The organism is Bradyrhizobium sp. SHOUNA76 (assembly GCF_023006445.1).
GTDB lineage: Bacteria > Pseudomonadota > Alphaproteobacteria > Rhizobiales > Xanthobacteraceae > Bradyrhizobium.
This window is the reverse complement of record NZ_JALBHA010000563.1, coordinates 1-3,857: the sequence shown is the minus strand read 5'-3', so window position 1 is coordinate 3,857 and position 3,857 is coordinate 1. Positions and strand designations below refer to the sequence as shown.

1 protein-coding gene is annotated in these 3,857 nt (G+C 66.2%); it reads right to left on the bottom strand.

The genetic code is table 11. From position 1 onward, the window contains the following. Window positions 1-3,835: beta strand repeat-containing protein (locus MOV74_RS33275; RefSeq protein ID WP_404979210.1), on the bottom strand; the 3,835-nt coding region annotated here is incomplete at its 3' end. Window positions 3,836-3,857 lie beyond the last annotated feature (22 nt).

Genomic DNA, 3,857 nt, shown 5'->3' with positions numbered 1-3,857 from the left:
CGGTGAAGACCACCTGGGTCGTCGAATCCTGCGCCATGACCGCGGCACCAGTGCCGGTGCCGCCCGTGCCGGTGATCTGGCCGCCAAGCATCGCCACCACGGAGTTGCTGACATTGCCGACCGCGACAGCCGCATCGGCGCCGAAATAGAGCGCCGCACCGCCGGCGATCGCCTCGGTGTCGATGGTATTGCCGGAATAAGGTCCGGTGGTCGCGTCCTTGACGACCGCCGCAACGGTGACGACAGGTGCCGAGACGGCCAAAGGCGTATCTGCGGCCACCAGCACGCCGGAGCCGTTGCGTCCGTAGTCACTCAAATTGGCGAGCACGGTGCTGTTGACGCTGGTGTAGCCAATGCCGGCCCCGATGCCGACATTCTTCGCAAAGCCGGCGCCGAGAAGATACATCTTGGCGGCATTGGCGCTGGTGGCGGTGACATTGACCTGCGTGCCCGTGAGGTTGCCACCCGCGATCTGTGCGACGACAGCATCGTTGCCGCCGCTCAGCACGCTGCTGACGTCGTAGGTCGAGCTGACGTTGGCGCTGTTCGGATTGCCAGCGGTGCCGCTCGCGACCGCACCGCTGCCGTGCGCGTTGTTGGTGCCGCTGTTCACGGACGCGATGGTGCCGTTGTTGCCCTGATTGAGTTGGCCGGTCTGCTGGCCCTGGGTGTCGGCATCCGCGGTGTTGGTGCCGATGATGATGACGCCGACGGTCGCGCCGATGCCGACGCTGCCGCCGATGCCGGCGGTGACCGCGTAGGACAGCACTTCCTTGGTGCTCAGCGCGCCGACATTGATCGCACCGGACGAGTTCAGATTGCTGTTGCGGCTCTCCGCGATGGTCTGGCTCTTGAACACGATGACGTTGGCCGCGGCGCCGACGCCGACCCCTGCCCCGCTGGCGCCCACAGCAAGCGCGCCGGCGATCTCCTTGATCGCGACGTCCTCGGTCGCGTTGATCGTCACAGCGCCGGCTGTGCCGCCCGTCACCCCCTGCAGCGTGGTGTCATAGACGCCGGCTATGGTGGTGTTGTTGGCGACCTCGATGTTGGCCATGCCGGCGATCGCCGCCGTGCCGGTCGAGAGCGCGCCGCCGATCGCATAGGCCTCGAAGCGGTTCTTGGTGGTGGCCTCGACGTCGAGCGCACCGCTCAAATTGAGCGCGGTGGTATGCGCGGCGCCGTTGCCCTGATAGCGGAACTCATCGCCGACATAGGCCAGGGTCCGGTTCGAGGAGACCTGGACCAGGAATGCCGCGCCGATCGCGGCCTGGCTGCCATAGGCGCCGGAGCCGTTCGCAGAGAAGATGCCGGTGTTGTTGTTGGCGTTGACCGTGAGTGACGAGGCCGTCAGCGCGCCGCCGTCGACATAGGCTTCCGTGGTCGCCTGGAACACGTTGAGCCCGACCGAGCCGGTGTTGAAGCCGATCGCGATCGAAGACGCATCCTGCTCCGCATTGGCCTTCACGGTGACGGCGCCGACCGTCTCGCTCGACGACTGCACGCCGCCGACCGTGGCATTGGTGATGGTGGCGAAGGTCTCGCGCGACATCGTCGTCGAGATGATCGTCGCCCCACCGCCGCCGCTGCTGCCGTATGCGATGCCGGCGCCGAACGCGCCGGAATAGGAGAAGCTCGACGCGGCGACCTCGATTTGCGGCTTGAGCGTCGAGGAGGTCAGGCGCGTGTCGATGGCCGCGCTGTCGATATAGGCCCGCGTCGCCCCGCTCATCACATTGGTGATCGGATTGATCATGATGGCGATGCTGGAACTCGCGGCAAGCGAGGCGACGTTGGTCACGACGGCCTGGTGGGAACTCGCGACCACGGCAAGGCCGCGCACGGTGTCCTGGTTCTCAGAGAGATCGGGCGTGGTGTCGGTCGGCGCATGGGCGGTGCCGAGATCGAACGCGTGGACGAGCGTGCCGTTGTTGACCGACAGCGTATCGGACGAACTGGTTCCGAGCGCATCGACCTTGGTGTTCGCCCCGCTGATATACGCTGCGGTGGTTCCCGTGATCTGGTTGGTCACCAGCGAACCCGCGCCGCCGGCCGCCCCCTTGCTGATCGACAGCGCACCGGCGAACACAGCGGCCTTGTCGTTGTTGCCGGCGATCACGCCGACATTGTTGGTGGCCGTGACGTCGGCCCCGTTGATGCCGTTGGTGCCGGCGGCGGTGATGCTGGCGGTGACGTTGGTCCCCATCAGATTGGTGGCGACCGAACCGGCGAGGCCAACCTGCGAGGACATCGCAATGCCGACGGCGACGGTCGAGATGCTGGCGTTCGAGCTCGCACCGACCCCGACATTGCCCGAGGCGGTCAGCTTGGAGCCGGTGACGCCGGCGCTGACGTTGTTGGCGATGCTGCTGTAGACCAGCGCCAGGCCCGCAGCACTGCCCTGCGTCGAGGCGCCCGCAACCGCAGCGGTCCCGGTAATGCTGGAACTGTCGGTCGCGCTGACGGAAATGTTGCGGGCCGTGACGGAGGATTGCGTCGTGCTGGACTGGTTGTTGCCAATGGCCGCCGAAACGGTATTGGAGATGCTGCTGATCGTCGAGCCGCCGACGCCAGCAAACTGTCCGATCGCAAGACCAAAGCCGATCGTGACCGACTGGATCTTCGAGGAGTCGACCGCGCTCACACTGACATTGCCGTTGCTGCCGGCCGTCATCAGGACGTTGGCGATATAGGCCGAATGCGTCGTTGCGATCGTGTCGTAGACGATCGAGGCGCCGACATTGTTCTTGCCGGCCTGGATGAGGCCCGCAACGGAGATGATGCTGGCGCCCGGACCATTACCCGTGCCGCCGTTGAGCGCCGCCGCGCCGAAGTCGATACAGTTCTGCCCGCCCGTGCCGCCGGCAACCGTGCAGGTGTCCGTGGCGAGATGATTGTTGTTCGACCTCCTGACGAGGTTGCCTAGCGCCGTGTCCAGCGCCGACACCGCGCCGCTGTCCGCCAGCACCGTCACGCGGCCGACGTCGATGCTCACCGTCGCGCCGCTGCTGATATAGGCCGTCGTGGTCGGCGATATCTCGCTGACGACGATCGCGCCGGCAAGCCCGTTGGACCCTGCCCCGCCCGAGGCCGCGCCGGCCGCAATCACGCTGGCGCTGTCGGCCATCACCAGCAGGGTGTCGTAGGTCGAGATCGAGGTACTGCGGATGTGCGCGTCGGTCGCGTTGCCGCCCGTGGGATCGGCGATCGAGGCATAAGTCAGCCCGATGCCGACGCCGGCCTGGCCCCCCGCTATATAGAGCGAACCGCCGCCGATCGCGATGTTCGTCGTCTGGTAGGCGTCGACTTCGAGCGCGCGGTTGACGCCGGTGGATTGGCCCGTGATCGTCGAGCTCTCGATATAGGCGGTGGCGCTGTCGGTGATGATGCCGACGGAGGCCGACAGCGACGCCGCATTGGATTTCGACCCCGCCACGCCCAGAGCAACGACGGTTTCCGAGCCGCCATTGAGCGCCTGCACCGTCACCGAACTCTGGTTGTTCATGGTGGTGCCGTAGATATAGGCGAGCGTCGCATTGTCAGACATCGCCGCCGCGATTGCGCCGCCGATCGCAGCCCCCTGGGCAGACCCTCCGGCCAGATTGAGCGCCCCGGAGCCTGAACCATTATTGAGCATGGTGTCGTTGAGCGCCTGAACGATCGTATTCGTCACCACGGCACCGGTCGTCGTATACTTGTTGACCGTCGTGTTCTTGATATAGGCGCTGGTGCCGAGCGAGACGTCGCTGACCGACGAGCTGCCGGCGAGATCGAGGCTGAAGCCGCTGGTGCTCGATCCCGAGGTCGAACCGATTTTGCCCGCGGCCGTCGCCACGCCGGCGGTCCCGCCGGTCGAG